At 27.2% G+C, this 16,705-nt stretch carries 20 protein-coding genes; 18 read left to right on the top strand and 2 right to left on the bottom strand.

Annotation, left to right across the window (positions count from 1 at the left end; genetic code table 4):
• Positions 1-18: 18 nt before the first annotated feature.
• From AACK91_RS01705 to AACK91_RS01665, 9 genes are all read left to right on the top strand, one after another.
• On the top strand, positions 19-687 hold the full coding sequence (locus AACK91_RS01705) for a hypothetical protein (RefSeq protein ID WP_338963638.1): 669 nt from the start codon (positions 19-21) through the stop codon (positions 685-687).
• Entirely contained in the window at positions 677-2,263 is a 1,587-nt protein-coding gene (locus AACK91_RS01700; protein ID WP_338963637.1) for a hypothetical protein, read from the top strand. Before AACK91_RS01705 ends, AACK91_RS01700 begins: the two co-directional genes overlap by 11 nt.
• A complete protein-coding gene (locus tag AACK91_RS01695) occupies positions 2,211-2,759 on the top strand; it encodes a hypothetical protein (protein ID WP_338963636.1) in 549 nt (182 codons plus the stop codon). Before AACK91_RS01700 ends, AACK91_RS01695 begins: the two co-directional genes overlap by 53 nt.
• 81 nt (positions 2,760-2,840) lie before the next feature.
• Positions 2,841-4,508 carry a hypothetical protein gene (locus AACK91_RS01690; protein WP_338963635.1) on the top strand — a complete coding sequence of 556 codons (1,668 nt, stop codon included), beginning with the start codon at positions 2,841-2,843 and terminating at the stop codon, positions 4,506-4,508.
• Positions 4,509-4,582: 74 nt separating this feature from the next.
• Positions 4,583-5,545 (top strand): IS1/IS1595 family N-terminal zinc-binding domain-containing protein, encoded by a 963-nt coding sequence (locus AACK91_RS01685; protein WP_338963247.1) that lies wholly within the window; start codon positions 4,583-4,585, stop codon positions 5,543-5,545.
• A 165-nt stretch (positions 5,546-5,710) separates the two neighbouring features.
• Positions 5,711-5,983, top strand: coding sequence for a hypothetical protein (locus AACK91_RS01680; RefSeq protein WP_338963634.1), 273 nt, complete (start codon positions 5,711-5,713; stop codon positions 5,981-5,983).
• Between the two features lie 181 nt (positions 5,984-6,164).
• A complete protein-coding gene (locus AACK91_RS01675) occupies positions 6,165-6,428 on the top strand; it encodes a hypothetical protein (protein ID WP_338963633.1) in 264 nt (87 codons plus the stop codon).
• 89 nt (positions 6,429-6,517) lie between these two features.
• The gene (locus tag AACK91_RS01670) at positions 6,518-6,895 is read left to right on the top strand and encodes a hypothetical protein (RefSeq protein WP_338963632.1); all 378 of its coding nucleotides are present in this window, start codon (positions 6,518-6,520) and stop codon (positions 6,893-6,895) included.
• 120 nt (positions 6,896-7,015) lie between these two features.
• A complete protein-coding gene (locus AACK91_RS01665) occupies positions 7,016-7,603 on the top strand; it encodes a hypothetical protein (RefSeq protein WP_338963631.1) in 588 nt (195 codons plus the stop codon).
• A 13-nt stretch (positions 7,604-7,616) separates the two neighbouring features.
• Here AACK91_RS01665 and rnhC read toward each other — a convergent pair whose 3' ends face one another.
• Positions 7,617-8,504, bottom strand: coding sequence for a ribonuclease HIII (rnhC, locus tag AACK91_RS01660; protein ID WP_338963630.1), 888 nt, complete (start codon positions 8,502-8,504; stop codon positions 7,617-7,619).
• Between the two features lie 98 nt (positions 8,505-8,602).
• On the opposite strand from rnhC, the gene AACK91_RS01655 reads away from it, so the two are divergent.
• The 5 genes from AACK91_RS01655 to rpsB all read left to right on the top strand — a co-directional run bounded on the left by AACK91_RS01655 (position 8,603) and on the right by rpsB (position 13,527).
• Positions 8,603-8,944 (top strand): 4'-phosphopantetheinyl transferase superfamily protein, encoded by a 342-nt coding sequence (locus tag AACK91_RS01655; protein ID WP_338963629.1) that lies wholly within the window; start codon positions 8,603-8,605, stop codon positions 8,942-8,944.
• A 111-nt stretch (positions 8,945-9,055) separates the two neighbouring features.
• A complete protein-coding gene (locus AACK91_RS01650) occupies positions 9,056-10,018 on the top strand; it encodes an IS1/IS1595 family N-terminal zinc-binding domain-containing protein (RefSeq protein WP_338963247.1) in 963 nt (320 codons plus the stop codon).
• Positions 10,019-10,188: 170 nt separating this feature from the next.
• Positions 10,189-11,115, top strand: a complete 927-nt coding sequence (locus AACK91_RS01645) for a hypothetical protein (protein WP_338963628.1) — start codon at positions 10,189-10,191, stop codon at positions 11,113-11,115.
• Positions 11,116-11,358: 243 nt separating this feature from the next.
• Positions 11,359-12,321, top strand: coding sequence for an IS1/IS1595 family N-terminal zinc-binding domain-containing protein (locus AACK91_RS01640; RefSeq protein ID WP_338963627.1), 963 nt, complete (start codon positions 11,359-11,361; stop codon positions 12,319-12,321).
• Between the two features lie 282 nt (positions 12,322-12,603).
• Positions 12,604-13,527, top strand: coding sequence for a 30S ribosomal protein S2 (gene rpsB / locus AACK91_RS01635; RefSeq protein WP_338963626.1), 924 nt, complete (start codon positions 12,604-12,606; stop codon positions 13,525-13,527).
• Here rpsB and AACK91_RS01630 read toward each other — a convergent pair.
• A complete protein-coding gene (locus AACK91_RS01630) occupies positions 13,524-13,940 on the bottom strand; it encodes a hypothetical protein (RefSeq protein ID WP_338963625.1) in 417 nt (138 codons plus the stop codon). The two genes, rpsB and AACK91_RS01630, sit on opposite strands and share 4 nt — an antisense overlap.
• Between AACK91_RS01630 and tsf the strand changes: the two genes are divergently transcribed.
• The 4 genes from tsf (at position 13,923) to AACK91_RS01610 (ending at position 16,657) form a co-directional block, all read left to right on the top strand.
• Entirely contained in the window at positions 13,923-14,813 is an 891-nt protein-coding gene (gene tsf / locus AACK91_RS01625; RefSeq protein ID WP_338963624.1) for a translation elongation factor Ts, read from the top strand. The two genes, AACK91_RS01630 and tsf, sit on opposite strands and share 18 nt — an antisense overlap.
• 29 nt (positions 14,814-14,842) lie before the next feature.
• Positions 14,843-15,457 (top strand): hypothetical protein, encoded by a 615-nt coding sequence (locus AACK91_RS01620; protein ID WP_338963623.1) that lies wholly within the window; start codon positions 14,843-14,845, stop codon positions 15,455-15,457.
• 252 nt (positions 15,458-15,709) lie between these two features.
• The gene (locus tag AACK91_RS01615; RefSeq protein WP_338963622.1) at positions 15,710-16,180 is read left to right on the top strand and encodes a spiralin lipoprotein; all 471 of its coding nucleotides are present in this window, start codon (positions 15,710-15,712) and stop codon (positions 16,178-16,180) included.
• 321 nt (positions 16,181-16,501) lie between these two features.
• A complete protein-coding gene (locus AACK91_RS01610; RefSeq protein ID WP_338966611.1) occupies positions 16,502-16,657 on the top strand; it encodes a hypothetical protein in 156 nt (51 codons plus the stop codon).
• Positions 16,658-16,705: the final 48 nt, after the last annotated feature.

The following is a 16,705-nucleotide window of genomic DNA, read 5'->3' as shown; positions in this document are numbered from 1 at the left end:
TTTTTGCCCGTTGCAATAATGCCAGTTGATTTACATAAAAAACCACGTTGTCATAAAATTAAGTCAAAGTTAGAAATGATGGAAAAATACGAAGAGATTAGTGCTATTTTACCTCATTGAGAAAAGGGAGGGATTATGACTACTAGTGATCAAGTAGATAATCCTAATGAAGAAAAAAATAATAATGATTTTATTAATTATTTGTTATTAAAAGGAATGGTTCGAATGAAACCGATTGTTGGTGATGGCCAAGTTTTTTTACCTTTTAACCAATCAGTTGTTACATGGCAACCAAACTCTTTAATGCAAACAATGCGTAACACACGGAATGATATTTGAAATGAAATTAAAACAGATTTAGGAATACCAAATATTGATGAAATTAAGTCTGCGCAACAAACAACTGCTGAAATTCAAGCCAATCAATTTTTAGTATCGCCAGCTATTGAACGCGAAAAAATGTTATATGTTAATTTTTTACAAAATTTTGGAAAAAAATTTTTGATGATGCTAAAGGAATGTAATTTAAAAGAAGGGAGTTTATTACAAGGTTATGATTTTAGCGATGGAACAGTTGATTTAGACATTGATTTAACAACCCAAAAAAATATTTTACAAACAATGAATATGATCACAAATACCCCAACAATTAATAATAATCAGGAGGATACTAATAATGGAAAATAAACAATTTGATGATTTAAACGATGATTTTGTCGAAAGTATTAAAGCAAAATTAAATCGTCGTGAAAAAGCAGATAATTCGCAATTTTATACAGAAGATGAAGTCAAAGATTATTGAATTTATCCGCTTTATTCATTAACAGGTAATAATATTAAAAATGGAATTAAAGCTTCAACAAATAAAATAACCATATGTGCAACACAAATTGAACTTGGTCAAAAAATTAGTGGATATTTAACCCAAAATAATGTCTTTAGTTTAAATGAATTGGCAGATCCAACTAATCCTTCTGAGTCAATTTTAAAAAATACAGTTAGTTTAGTTTTTTCCACTCAAAATGATGAACAACAATTTGATACGGATTACTTATATTTATTGACAAAAGAAGTGATTACAACTGAAAATTTTGAAAACATTGAAAAATTTGTAAATCAAGAAATGGAAATTCCTAATATTGAAAATAATAATGATTCAACATCATTTATTTTTCGTGAAATTAAGGATTTAACGAGTTCTTATAAAATATCGCCAATTAAAATAATTTTATCAAAGCCATTTACTAATAAAATTACTGAATTAAGTTTTACGTCTCCCAATGGTTGTTATGTTGGTAATTTAAAATTAAAAAATAAACAGGGGAAAGTTCCTAATTTGATTGCAAAAGATGGAACAGTCCTTTTTCCGAAATTAGTTTTTCCATGGCAATTGGAACCAAATATTTCGATGACAGATTTTTGAAACGGTAATCAAATTATCCCTTTAAAAGATATTTTCACTTTTTTGGATTCAAAAGGTATTAAATACAATCAAGAGTTTTCATTACAAGATTTTTTACAACTTGGTGGTTCACAACCACCCTCGTCAATTCAAATTGCTAAAGCAAAAAGAATTAAATTTAATGCCGTTTATGATGGAAATGATCAAGTTCCGGCTTTTGATAGTGGAACTGGAACAGCTTATTATCAAAAAAATCCTTTTACTAGTCGAAATAAAGTTTTTGAATTAAACTTAGATCAAGTTACAATTTTTCCTAATTCAGATTTTTCAAATTCTGATAGTACTGCTAAAAGTTTATATCAATCAATTGCATCATATGGATTAGTACCATATCAAGAAACAACAAAACTGAATTCAATTATTAATCTTGAAATTATTCCCGATGGTGCAACTCCTTCTTCAGATGCTTTTGAGTTACTTAAAACAATGTTAACATACGGTTACTGAAAAGATAGAGAATTTGAACATGCAGTTAAACTTATAAAAAATGATAATCAATGAGTAGAAGTAATAGATAATGAAAAAATTTATAAAATTAGAACTTTATTTGAAGGTCAAGATAGATATGCAGTAGTAACAAATTTATGAATAGCATGAAAAAAAAGAAATCCTACAGTAGTTTTAGAAAATAAAAGTATGGTTAATCGAATTGAAAATGCATTAGCTATGTTATCAAGTAATTTAAAATCAAATTATTGTATTAATAAAGGAGATAATGACGATTACAAAATTTTATTACCATATTATTTTGAGGTTACTAATCCTAGAAAGTCCAGATGCAACTGACTATTATGAATATAAAGATATAGTTGTTAAATTAAAATCAAATTATGGTATTTTTACTGAAAATAGCTTTGAATTTAACCAAGATATAATTTCAAAAAACTATATTTATCAATTAGACTATAATAACTTTTCATTTCCGGAAATTAATAATTCGTTAGAAACTAGTTCGATTCCTTCCACAATGCCTTTAGATCAACAGTTAGCTAATGGTGGCTATTCAAAATACTTAGCTCATCGAATTACTAATTTAGATGAAGAAGTCAAACAATTATACTCTAGCTATGGTAGTGGCAAAATTGAATTTGATTCTTACAATGATAGTCTTACTAAAAAAGGCGAATTCAAGTTACAATCTCCATCTTATATCACCGAATTATTAGTTAGTTCAATCCCGGGTTATGGATTATGAGAGTTTAAATTAACTGATGAATATAATGAGACAGTTAAATTTGCAATTGGTTTATTTGATAGCACTGATCAATCTAGATCATTAATATCCCTTATATTATAAGGGTTTTTATTTGCCAAAATCCACGAGCGCTCGCGCGTAATTTTATTGACTTTTTATGAAAAATAGTGCATCTATATTGGCATGGAAACAAAAGAAATAATTAACTTAAATTGAGATGAACAAAACTGTAATTTTAACATTGACGCACTAGCTAAAATTTTTATTGCTAAATTTTGTGAGCCAATATCGAAATCAGCAATATTTAAAATTTTAACTGGGGCAAAAGGGTTTGGAAAATATTATCTTATTTGTTTATTAGCGTTATTTTATACATGCAATTTTTTAGATTGAAATTGTCTACTGGCAAGATATACTTACATATCAGCCAAAGATAACTACGATAAGAAAATGACAAGAGTTATTAATGATTTAGAAGAATATGGAGTCACAATCAAAGAAGCTATTTCAGAAAAAATAATAAAGAAAAAAGTTAGTGACACTAGATTTGAATATATTTGACCGAATGGCAGAATAATTAAAGTTGTTGGTTTTGACAACGGAAGTACTTGAGAAGGACAAGATGCATCAGTAGGGGAATATTCCTTTTTTGGTTTAGACGAGGTAATTCCGCTAGATGCAACAATTTTAGATGAAAACGAATACATGTATCGATTATTCAATATGATAATTCAAATTTCACGTGGGAAAAATATTGCAACTACAAGAGAAGTAGTTCCACAATTATGTTATTCAGATGATGATGTAACAATGGAATTACGAAAAGAACAGATTATTATTTTTGGCTTTAACAATCATAATGCTGATCATATTATTTATGAAACATTCGTCCAATCTATTTTTCCATTAACAGAGGAAGTCCAAAAAGAACTAGATGATAATGATATATCATATTTTAATGATCAAACTTTTATGAATGATATTGGTGTGACAGTTGTCAGAGGTACTACAAAAGTAAATAACAAAAATCTTAATCAAAGAGTATTTGATTTAGGAAATTGATTAAATGAAAATAAACCAGAAGTATATGATTCACTATTTCGTGGGGGAGAGCGTCAATTTAATCCTGAACGTTATAGTTACAAAAAAGACTTAATTACTGGTGCCAAATTTTTTAATCCAAAAGAATTTTATTGAAAAGATATGAACAAATATTGATTTACTAAAATTAAAATTGGTGCAGATTATGCTGATAGTATAAAAGGGCAAGATGATGCCACTCAAATTTTAATAGGATTTGAATTTGATAAGGAAGAATTTATTGAAGGAATTTATATTCTTGAAGAACAATCAATATCAAGTACAGAATTTAAGGATATGACTGAAAAAGTTGATAGTATGGTTAATAAAATTAATAGTTGATCACAAATTTATCATAATTTAAAAGAAGAATTTAACTATCGGATTGGACATGATGCTCGTACAGTTGGCCATTTTGTTAGAAAAACACTACTTGAAAATAATGATTGAAAAAATATGGATTTAGATATTACAAGATTTTCTACTATTTTAGTTACTGGAACAAAAGGATGAAGTGTACAAGACCGACATTATAAATGAAAAAGATTATTAGCCGAAGGAAAAATTTATTTTAGTGAGAATTTAGATGTTTTTAAAACATTTAATGACAAAGAAATATTAGTAAAAAAGAACGGTTATTTATATCAAGAATTATTTAACTGTATTAATAATGAGAAAACTAATATTCGCGATGAAAAACCTGGTGTAAATAAATTGGATATGATAAATGCAGCTGAATGTTGTTTTAGCTATTTTAGGTTTAAACTTTAATTTTGTCGAAAACTCTTGATATTTATAAAATATACCTAAAATTAGGTATATTTTTAATATATAGAGGTAAATAAATGATGAAAAAAATAATTACAGAATTAATAAATAGCTTAACAGATGATCAATTTTTAGAATTTTATGAAAAAATAAAACAACAAGCAGACTTAATTAAAAAACAAAAACGTTTAAATGAAATTGATCAAAAATTTAGAGATAAAGGCATTATATGTCCTAATTGCAAATCTTTTCATTGTGTTAAAAATGGTCATAATTCCGAAGGAAAACAAAAATATTTATGTAAAAAATGTCGTGCTAGTTTTGATGCATTTCGTCATCATTTTACTTATTGAAGTCATTTAAATTATGAACAGTGAAATTTATTAATTCAAATTTCATTGTTAGGACAATCTAGTAAAATAATTTCTCGTTTTATTAAAACAACCCCAAAAACCGCTTGATATAATCGACAAAAATTAATGCAATCAAAACAATTAGAAAATACACAGTTAAAATTTAAAAAATTAAATGGTCAAATCCAAATGGATGAAACATTTATTAAAGAAATTCATAAAGGCAATTTTAAAGATAAATTTGATAAACGAAAAACTCATCTCGATCCATTTTCAACTGATACCAAATGCTGTATTCAAATGGCAGTTGATAGCAATAATAATATTTTTGTTCAATCCACCAATACCAAAAGATTACAAAAACAATGGATTATTGAAAATATGAATAAGCAACTAATTAAAGAAAAATCAATAATTATTTCTGATATGCAACCACTATATTTATTAGTAGCAAAACAAACAAATTCTACTCTATATTCCACCAAAACTAGTACAAACCCTGATACTAGTTATCAAAAGTTAAATAAGATTAGTAAATTACAATCCAGTCTTAAAGAAGCCTTAATTCATTATCATGGTTTGGGTTTCACTAATATTCAAAATTATTTAAAGCTCTGAAAATGAAAATACCAACACAAAGGTTTAACACCAAACCAACAATCAACGGTATTATATTTTAACGTTTAAAAAATTTAAAGCAAAATCATAATCTTACACAAAATTAGTTTTCAAATTGTCATATTGATGATTTTTTTTATTTCATCAAGAGTTTTCGACAAAATTAAAGGGTTTAAATTATTTAAAAATTAAAAAAATAAGTTATAATTAATATGTAATAGGAGTTGATGTGAAATGAGTAAAAGTGAAAATAAGAATTATATTGACGAAAATTTTAAATGATTTAATGATAATAAAAATGAATTAATTAAAAAATATAATTTAAAAAATGAGGATATTGTTATAATTTCGGATAAAAAATTTGTAGCAAAATTTTCTAATTATGATGAAGCTAATATTTATTCATTAGAAAATTTAAGTGATAAAAAATTCATCGTTCAAAAAATTAGTGATTTAGATCCAAAAATGAATAATTTTGGATATGTGGGATTAAGTTTTTATGCCTAAAATTTGAACGTCACTTAAAAATAGAAGATTCGAAGTTGATTTAGTCGTTACTTCCATTTCCAACAAAGAAATTAATTTAAAGGATGGTTTTTTTGTAAAGCTTTAATAGATACCTGGTGCAACAAATTCTGTTATATAAACTAAAATTGTTGAAAAATTAAAACTTGAGTCAAGAGGAAAAATGAAAGTTTCTACTGGTTCTAATTCAGAAGATGAATTTTATACATATATGGTTGCTTTACATTTACCAACTGACCTTCAACAAGGAATAGTATCAACACCTGAGGGATTAAAATCTCGAGTATTCCCAAGTTCATTTGTAACTAAGATTACAATGGTTCACGGAAATGAACATATTTTCAGCCAAGGATTTGACGCAATAATTGGACTGGATGTACTTGAAAGTGGCCATTGTACTATTGCTGGCCCAAATATGGTATTATAATTCTAATTTAATTTATAACTGCCAAAAATTAATGGCAGTTTTTTATTTTAATGTTATAATTTTATTAACGGTATGAACTAAATTCTTAAATGTCTGTGGTTTTCACATCATATGGGGAACGGTTAAGCCACTATTATGCTTACTTTACAACCCAATCAAATTATCTTGTTTTTGTTTATTTTGTTTTTTATTTATTTCAAAATAAATTTAAAAACACTAAACCTGATTTTATTATTCGGTTAATGGTGACAGTTTATATTACGATGACAATGCTGGTTTTTTGGTTTGGATTATTTGCCCAAGGTGATCTTGTTAAAAATCAGAGTATTTATGAATGAATTTCAACTTTTATTTTACACACAATTATTCCAGGGGTAATGATTTTTAGTTATATTTTCACTGCTGGTGATACTTTTTATAAATTTGAAACACATCATAAAGCTAATTACTGGTTAATTTGTTTATAACCATTCTTATACTTAATTTGTATTTTAATTCGTGGTTATATTCGCCATGCTGATCACCAACCAGATAACACCCTATTTCCATATTTCTTTTTAAATTTCTATGCGACAAATGGGTTTCCAATGTTAGCGGTTGGTACGGTTCTAATTTTTACGTTATGTACCTCGTTTCAATATTTATTTATTTGGATTAATAACTTATTTTATTTCCGTAAACAAATTAAAGAGAATAATATTACTAAAGTTGATCAAATTAAAATTATGTTAAATATTAAACAATACCGTCAGTTAGATCGGAAGGGAAAAATTGCAATGATTTTAGCAATTGTCGTTGCGATATTTAACATTATTTTTTCAATTTTATATTATGTTTTACGGAATGTTTGATCAAAAATTCTTAATTATCCCTATAAGAATGAAATTGTTTTATCATTTAGTATTATTACTTTAATATTTGCGGTTTTAGGATTAGCAAACTTCTATTGAGCGCGAATTGTTGTCGGGTTTTGTTCAATCGCCTTAGTTTGTTTTAATTGAATCTGAATTGCGGGGCCAATCTTTGATGTTGTGATTGCGACATTATGTTTAAATAATCATAAGTATTCAAAAAGTGATTTAGATACTTATTTAGCAAAGCACCATAAACCATTGAAATTAAATAAAAAACCAATTACTGATGAAATGCTGCGGTTAGCTGAAGATGAAAAATAATCCTTCGAAAGGATTATTTTGCTTTTAAATTAAAATGAATTTTTAAAAAATGTTGATATTCACGAAGCGGACGTGTTGCTTTATATTTTTGTGCTAAAGCTTTAACGTTTTCATTTGCTCCTAACGGTAACTTTAGATGATATTTTGTTTCAAGGTTTTTAATCGTTGTTAAGAAGGTAGCACGGCTAAGAATGGCACTACACGCAATTGCTAAGGATTTTTCTTCGCCTTTCGTAATAAAAACCACATTATCTTTAACAACAGGAGTTATTTTTTGTAAATATTTAAAATATTTTGTTGCATTAACAAACTGGTCAATAAAAATTGTCTTATTTGTTAATTGATAAATTGATAATAATTGGACTAAGGCTTGATTATGGGCTAGCGCTTTAATAACATGGGCATTTTGATATTGGGTATATCATTGGTTATATTGATTATTATCAATCACAACGGTCACCGATTGAACAAGTTTTTGAATGATTGGTGCTAGGGTCATAATTTGTTCAGTTGTCATTTTTTTACTATCTTTAATTGGTAATGTTACTAGTTGTTGAAAACTTGTTGGCGGTAAATAAGTGGCAGTAACAACAAGGGGACCAAAAACATCACCAACCCCAACTTCGTCATTTCCAATCACATCTTTTTCAAAATAAGATGTTGTTTGACTAGCGGGAATGATGGGGGTTATTGGGATTGTAAAAAATTTTGCCGCTTCTTTATCGGCTTGATAGCCTTGGAATAAAACACTATTTGTCTTATAAATGCTAATTGTAATACCACTTTTATTAAAAACATTAACTTTATTAGGATCAGTATTATTAATTTCATACGTTTGGTAAGTGTTAATAATTTCTTGAATAACTTTCGGATCAACTTTCTTAAAACTAACATTTTTCATATGATTGTCCCCATTATTTTCTTTCTTTAAATTATTATATCGTTTTTTTAATCAATTTGTTAAAATATTACTAAGATAAAAAGAGGGGAGCATTGAGGATGATTAAAAATGTTGGAATTGATATTGTCCAAAATAAGCGAATTAAACCATCAACAGTATTAAGCCAGAAATTATTAAGTATCAGTGAACTGCAAGAATATGAAACATTAATGGATAAAGAACACCAACGCCAGTTTTTAGCTGGTCGGTGAGCGGCGAAAGAAGCATTAATTAAAGCGTTAGAAATAAAGTTAATTTTAAACGAAGTCACAATTAAGTTAAAAGATGATAATAAATTACATGTTGAAGGTGTACCGTTAGGAGAAAATGAAGTTATTCATGTTTCACTTAGTCACGAACGCGATTATAGTGTTGGTTTTGCAATTTGATCAACATATTAACAATTTTTTATAAAAAGTTGTTTTTTTTATCCTTTAATTTTGTCGAAAACTCTTGATATTTATAAAATATACCTAAAATTAGGTATATTTTTAATATATAGAGGTAAATAAATGATGAAAAAAATAATTACAGAATTAATAAATAGCTTAACAGATGATCAATTTTTAGAATTTTATGAAAAAATAAAACAACAAGCAGACTTAATTAAAAAACAAAAACGTTTAAATGAAATTGATCAAAAATTTAGAGATAAAGGCATTATATGTCCTAATTGCAAATCTTTTCATTGTGTTAAAAATGGTCATAATTCCGAAGGAAAACAAAAATATTTATGTAAAAAATGTCGTGCTAGTTTTGATGCATTTCGTCATCATTTTACTTATTGAAGTCATTTAAATTATGAACAGTGAAATTTATTAATTCAAATTTCATTGTTAGGACAATCTAGTAAAATAATTTCTCGTTTTATTAAAACAACCCCAAAAACCGCTTGATATAATCGACAAAAATTAATGCAATCAAAACAATTAGAAAATACACAGTTAAAATTTAAAAAATTAAATGGTCAAATCCAAATGGATGAAACATTTATTAAAGAAATTCATAAAGGCAATTTTAAAGATAAATTTGATAAACGAAAAACTCATCTCGATCCATTTTCAACTGATACCAAATGCTGTATTCAAATGGCAGTTGATAGCAATAATAATATTTTTGTTCAATCCACCAATACCAAAAGATTACAAAAACAATGGATTATTGAAAATATGAATAAGCAACTAATTAAAGAAAAATCAATAATTATTTCTGATATGCAACCACTATATTTATTAGTAGCAAAACAAACAAATTCTACTCTATATTCCACCAAAACTAGTACAAACCCTGATACTAGTTATCAAAAGTTAAATAAGATTAGTAAATTACAATCCAGTCTTAAAGAAGCCTTAATTCATTATCATGGTTTGGGTTTCACTAATATTCAAAATTATTTAAAGCTCTGAAAATGAAAATACCAACACAAAGGTTTAACACCAAACCAACAATCAACGGTATTATATTTTAACGTTTAAAAAATTTAAAGCAAAATCATAATCTTACACAAAATTAGTTTTCAAATTGTCATATTGATGATTTTTTTTATTTCATCAAGAGTTTTCGACAAAATTAAAGTTTTTATCTTTTTTAGAAAAGTAGAGTATAATAAAAATTGGTAAGTTTGTTTTGTAAAGGAGGGGCAAAAATGTATTATTCATTTGACGATATATTATTTAAAGATTATTTAGACAATTCATTTTTACGAGAATGAATTTTTAACAATAGATATGCTGCTGATGGTGTCTTTAAATTTTTCTTATGAATGTTTATTTTTGCTGCCTTTTTCTTGTTTACAATTCTTTCTTCATGAACTTTTTTACATTATAAAAGTAAAAAGATCAGTGCTCGCCACGGCTTATTAAATTTTATGGTAATTGTTGGTGGGATTAGTGTCTTTTTCTTTAGCAGTATTATTTGGAATTTAGTGTTAGTTCCTGATCTTTCAATTGATCCGAGTTATTATCGAACTTTGTTAACGGGATATTCATATTTGCAGTTAACAATTACCTTAGGAATGATTGTCAACAATCGTCGGTTAGTATCGATTCTATTATATGTTGTTTATGCTTCACCGTTTATTATTATTATTGGTCCAGTTATTGTTAATAATTTAAATAATATTAATCGTTATGATAAAGATTTATTTATTTTATTCACTTGTTTAGTAATCTTACTTTTTGTTGTGATTTTACAACTTTGTGGGTTTTTAACACGTCAAGATGAAAAAAGTAACATTATTCGCTTTGTAACAATTTTAGTTTTATTTAGTTTGCTTAATAGTTCAACAAAAATTTCATTACCATTTGTGCTTGATGATAATATTAAAATTCGGCAACTATTGCATCAAGCTTGATCAGTAGCAACCGTAATTGCTGATTTATTTGTTTGATTTGTTTTAATGCTTTATCTTTGCCAGCTTTTTGCCAATGAGCACAATGCCATTTATCAAGAAGATGACTTAGATTTAATTGAAGTTTTAATGTTACAAGAACTTAATCGTAATTTAACTTTAAATAACCATTCAAAAGAAGAAATTAATCCTAATAATTGGAAATTGAAAATGTTAAATTAAAAAATGATTGTTATTTTTGATTTACCTATTTACTACTGAAAAAATTATTAAATTTGAAAAACAAACAATTTTTAATTTAAATGATAATTTTTATCGAAATGAACAGCCGTATAAAAATGAACAGCTAAAAATGCTTTTTATCTTGTATAAAAAGCATTTTTTACTTTAATTTTGTCGAAAACTCTTGATATTTATAAAATATACCTAAAATTAGGTATATTTTTAATATATAGAGGTAAATAAATGATGAAAAAAATAATTACAGAATTAATAAATAGCTTAACAGATGATCAATTTTTAGAATTTTATGAAAAAATAAAACAACAAGCAGACTTAATTAAAAAACAAAAACGTTTAAATGAAATTGATCAAAAATTTAGAGATAAAGGCATTATATGTCCTAATTGCAAATCTTTTCATTGTGTTAAAAATGGTCATAATTCCGAAGGAAAACAAAAATATTTATGTAAAAAATGTCGTGCTAGTTTTGATGCATTTCGTCATCATTTTACTTATTGAAGTCATTTAAATTATGAACAGTGAAATTTATTAATTCAAATTTCATTGTTAGGACAATCTAGTAAAATAATTTCTCGTTTTATTAAAACAACCCCAAAAACCGCTTGATATAATCGACAAAAATTAATGCAATCAAAACAATTAGAAAATACACAGTTAAAATTTAAAAAATTAAATGGTCAAATCCAAATGGATGAAACATTTATTAAAGAAATTCATAAAGGCAATTTTAAAGATAAATTTGATAAACGAAAAACTCATCTCGATCCATTTTCAACTGATACCAAATGCTGTATTCAAATGGCAGTTGATAGCAATAATAATATTTTTGTTCAATCCACCAATACCAAAAGATTACAAAAACAATGGATTATTGAAAATATGAATAAGCAACTAATTAAAGAAAAATCAATAATTATTTCTGATATGCAACCACTATATTTATTAGTAGCAAAACAAACAAATTCTACTCTATATTCCACCAAAACTAGTACAAACCCTGATACTAGTTATCAAAAGTTAAATAAGATTAGTAAATTACAATCCAGTCTTAAAGAAGCCTTAATTCATTATCATGGTTTGGGTTTCACTAATATTCAAAATTATTTAAAGCTCTGAAAATTAAAATACCAACACAAAGGTTTAACACCAAACCAACAATCAACGGTATTATATTTTAACGTTTAAAAAATTTAAAGCAAAATCATAATCTTACACAAAATTAGTTTTCAAATTGTCATATTGATGATTTTTTTTATTTCATCAAGAGTTTTCGACAAAATTAAAGTTTTTTATTTGCTTGTTTAAAATAAAGTGTGTTATAATTTTAATGCTTGTATTCAATAAAAATTAATGGTATACAATACACATTTATGGATTCATTTGCCCAGTGCTATTTATTTTAATAAGATAGTGGTGAATGTTAGAAATAAATGGAAGCTTTAACGAAAAGGAGAATTTAATAGAAATATGGCAAAAGAATTAACAAGAGAAATGTTATGAGAATCTGGTGCGCAATTTGGGCACCAAACAAAAAGATGAAATTCAAAAATGAAACCATATATTTATGGTGAGAAAAATAAGATTCATATTATTGATCTGCAACAAACATTATGACGATTAGAAGATGTTAAAAAATTAATGGCATCAATTGCTGCGCGTAAAGGAAAAATTTTATTTGTTGGAACAAAAAAACAAGCAAAATGAATTGTCAAAGACGCTGCTGAGCGTTGCGAATCTTTTTATGTTAATCAACGTTGATTAGGGGGAACATTAACTAATTTAAGAACAATTCATTTACGAGTGAAGCGTTTATGAAACATTGAACGCCAAGAAAAAAATGGTGAATTAAAATTATTACCAAAAAAAGAACAAATGTTAATTAAAAAAGAAAAAGAAAAACTAGAAAAATTTTTAGGTGGAATTAAAGGAATGAAAGAATTGCCACAAGCATTGTTTGTGGTTGATCCAAAAGAAGAACATATTGCTGTGCGTGAAGCACGAAAATTACGCATTCCAGTAATTGCAATTTGTGATACTAATGTTGATCCAAACCCAATTGATTATGTTATTCCAGCTAATGATGATACTTCACGTTCAATTGCAATTATTACCCATCATATTGCTGATTTATATGGTGATGCAATGGGATTAAAAATGCCGGAACCACAATTTAAACCAAATGAATTTGTTCGTCGTGAAGGAGAGGATAATCGTGGACCACGTGGTGGTCAATACGATAATCGTCGTTCATTTAATCGTAATATGCCTAACCGTGATTATCGTTCAGAAGGACCAACAACCAGAGCATCAGTTGGTCCTAATCGAACAGGGGAGAAAGTTGCTTCAGTAGCGGCTGCACCTGAACAGTCAGTACCAAAAGCAAAAGTTTAGCAAGTTGCTACTGTAGCACCGGGTTCTGATCAACCAGCACCAAAAATAAAGACTGAGAAAGTTGCTTCAGTAGCGGTTGCCCCTGAACAACCGGCAGCAAAAGCAAAAGTTGAAAAAGGGACAGCAGATAGCTCAACTTCAAGTTTTGATTTAAATATAATCAAAGTTGTTGATAATGATTTAGAAAAAACATTAACAAAATTAAAAGTTGATGAATTAGAACCTTTAGGAAATCTATTTGGGTTACCAAAAGGAAAAAAAGCCGAAATGGTTAGTGCCTTAGGTAAACATTTAACAATTGTTGATAGTAAAGTAGTAAAAAAATAACAAAAATTGAATTGTATTAACTGATTAGTTTCAATACAAGCAGCATTAAATTTGAAAGGAGAATCAGTATGGCAGTTACTGCACAATTAGTAAAAGAATTAAGAGAAAGAACTGGGGCTGGAATGTTAGATTGTAAAAAAGCATTAGAAGCCACAGATGGAAATATTGAAAAAGCAATTACTTGATTGCGTGAAAAAGGAATTACAAAAGCCGCAAAAAAATCAGACCGTGTTGCTTCGGAAGGATTAGTTGGTTTAGTAACAAAAGGAAATAAAACAGTTGTTTTTGAAGTTAATTCAGAAACCGATTTTGTTGGAATAAGTAAACAATTTTTAGATTTAATGGCAATTGTTGGGGAAACTTTAATAAATAATGACCCAAAAACAGTGGAAGCAGCATTACAATTATCAGTTAATGGTGAATCATTAGAAACAGTTATTGTTCATGCAATTGCTACAATTGGGGAAAAAATCACCCTTCGTCGTTTTAAAACATTACATTTACAAGAAACTCAATCGTTAGGAGTTTATATTCATTCTAATCAACGGATTGTAACAGTATTAGTGTTTGATGGTAAAATTGATGAAACAATCGGAAAACAATTGGCAATGCATGTTTCAGCAATGCGTCCGCAATTTATTTCGCGAGATGATATTTCAGCTGATTTTTTAGCAAGTGAAAAAGCAATTTTAACAACTGAAGCAAAAAATGATCCTAAAAATGCGGGAAAACCAGATAATATTTTAGAAAAAATGGTTGAAGGACGTTTAAACAAACAATTAGCGGAAATTTCATTACTTGATCAAGTTTTTGTTGTTAATCCAGACCAAAAAGTTAGCGATGTTATTAAAGCAAATAATGTTAGTGTTGTTGATATGATTCGTTATGAAGTTGGGGAAGGAATCGAAAAAGAAGAAGTTGATTTTGCAACTGAAGTAATGGCACAAGTTCGTAAATAGAACTGTTTTGCCAGAAAGGAGGGCATAAAATGGATGCTCAGAAAGGAACAATAATTGCGATCGCAATGGCAGCATTTTTATTTGTTGCTGTTAGTTTGTCAATTATTGGTTGTCTAATTAGTTTTACAAAACGAGAATTTAAAGAACGTTTTGTAAACAAAAAGATTTTAATTATTTTATTTACTGTGTTAGGAATTAATTTACCAGTTGTTATTGTTGGTTTCTTATTAGAATTTGTGATTAAGCCAGCAACAAATGCACCAGTAATTGCGGTTATTGTAATTGCTTTTGTGTTGACAGTTGCTGTTGGTGTTTACATTTTCTTATTTTTACAAACAATTGCAATTGGAATTGATGAAAAAGAAATTGCTTTTTTAGGAGAACGAATTTTAATTCGTAAAATTAATCGTGTTGAACGGAACGATAAAACTAACCAGTTAATTATTCATTATACGGAAGGAAGTCGTAGTAAGAAAAAAACTCGTTTTTCATTAGCAAGCCAAGCTGGTCAATTTATGGTTAATAATGTTAGCTTATTAAACCAAGAAATTATGATGTTTGTGCCAGATAGTGAACAACCAGCAGATTCAAAACCAACGGCTGAATCAACTCCAGAAACAGTAAAAGAAACAAAAAAAGATTAATCAATTTAATTGAAAATTTTTTTTTTTTAATATTTATTGCTTTTTTAAAAGAATATGGTATTCTTATCGGTATAAGGGAAAGAAATTAAGAAAGATATAAATAAAGACAGTGGGTTAGAAAGCAGTTAAAGTATTATTAAAATATGTAATAGTAAATTAACGTTCCTTTCCTCTTATGTATTACAATTTTTTAATTGTAATAATTACTTTTGATTTCATATGTCCTACTTAAACAGAAAGGAAATAAAAAAAATGAAGAAACTTCTAGCTATTTTAGGAGCATTCGGATTAACAACAACCGGAGCAACGACAGTAGTCGTATGTAACAAAGGAGATAACAGTAAAGATACTTTAGGGGGATTAAAAGCATCAGATTTTGAAAAAGCTTTATTAGGAGTTGCAGATGACGCTGCATTAAATACTAAAGTAATTGGAATTGTTGCTGGTAAAGTAACAGATGAAGCTAAAAATAAAGAAATTACTGATAATCTTAAATTATTTGGATACACTTTTGTAGTAACAACAAAAGATGTTACTTTTTCATTAGAAAAAGATAAAAAATTTACTTTAACAATTAAAAAAGCAACTGATGATCAAATTAAAGATTTTTACAAAAAAGATACAAACAATGAGATGCAGGCTGAGGACTTGACAACAGCTAAAAAAATCCAAGGATATGTTTCAGGGACTGAATTTTCAAGTGAAATTACAGTTAAAGAATAAGGAACAGCAACAGTTGATATTTCAGGGGTAAGCTAAAGGTTCACCTGAACTTACTGTCGCAACAATTACTGATGTTAAACAATCTGAATTAGATGTTATTAATGCTGTATATTTATAGTGACTGCTGAAGGAAATAAAATTTTGGGATTATTTACTTTTAATGTTAATGTTAAAGGTAAAACAGCTTAGTTAATAAACAACTTTTAATTAAACCAAATATAAAAAAACACTAATTAATTAGTGTTTTTTTATGCTTTTGGTTAAAAAATCTTTACAATCCGAGAATATCCACTAAAATTAATATAACAAGGCATCGTGTAAGTGAAGTGCAACAAATCAACTCAGAAAGGAGTTGATTTTTTAATGGAAAGAAAACATTATTTTATTTTACGGTCCTTAGTAACTAAGTATGGAAAAGATAATGTTATTAATACGGTAAATAATATTGTAATTAATAATGAAAAAGAAGATGAATAAATTATCCGCGTAATTTATTAGCGGTAATTTATTCAATATAGTTTATTT

Origin of the sequence: Spiroplasma endosymbiont of Sarcophaga carnaria (assembly GCF_964019595.1) — a bacterium.
In the GTDB taxonomy this organism is placed as follows: domain Bacteria; phylum Bacillota_I; class Bacilli_A; order Mycoplasmatales; family Mycoplasmataceae; genus Spiroplasma; species Spiroplasma poulsonii.
Note: the sequence above shows the minus strand (reverse complement) of the source record. Positions and strands in the feature narration are given on the sequence as shown.